At 42.6% G+C, this 782-nt stretch carries 1 protein-coding gene; it reads left to right on the forward strand.

Annotation, left to right across the window (positions count from 1 at the left end; all coding sequences use genetic code 11):
- A partial coding sequence (locus CD113_RS08235) for an Ig domain-containing protein (RefSeq protein ID WP_206167417.1) occupies positions 1 to 782 on the forward strand: 782 nt, incomplete at both ends.

A 782-nucleotide genomic window follows, 5' to 3' on the forward strand; every position in this document is an offset into this window, starting at 1 on the left:
GGAAATACAACAACAACACAATTCACAATTACAGTGGTAGACACAACAGCACCAACGGTGAAAGCGATTGACGATCAAACGAAAGAAGTTAATACACCAATCGATAACATCGTCGTTGATGGTAGTGATAATAGTGGTCAACCTGTTAAAAACAGTGTAAGTGGCTTACCAGAAGGCGTAACGTTTGATGAAGCAACGAATACAATCAGTGGCAGTCCAACGACTGTAGGTACTTACCCAGTCACAGTGACAACAACAGACGCCGAAGGCAACACAACAGAGACGAAATTCACAATTACAGTAGTGGATACGACAGCACCAACGGTGAAAGCGATCGATGATCAAACAAAAGAAGTCAATACACCAATCGATAATATCGTTATCGATAGTCAAGATAACAGTGGTCAACCAGTGACAAATAGTGTAAGTGGCTTGCCTAACGGTGTAACATTTGATGAAAATACAAATACAATCAGTGGCAGTCCAACGACTGTAGGTACGTATCCAGTGACAGTAACGACAACAGACGCGGAAGGCAACACAACAGAGACGAAATTCACGATTACAGTGGTGGATACGACGGCACCAACGGTGAAAGACATTGACGATCAAACGAAAGAAGTTAATACACCGATTGATTCAATAACAATCGATAGCCAAGACAACAGTGGCCAGCCAGTAACGAACAGTGTGAGTGGCTTACCAGAAGGCGTAACGTTTGATGAAAATACAAACACAATTAGTGGTAGTCCAACGACTGTGGGAACTTATCCAGTCACAGT

Origin of the sequence: Staphylococcus simiae, assembly GCF_002902085.1 — a bacterium.
In the GTDB taxonomy this organism is placed as follows: Bacteria; Bacillota; Bacilli; order Staphylococcales; family Staphylococcaceae; genus Staphylococcus; species Staphylococcus simiae.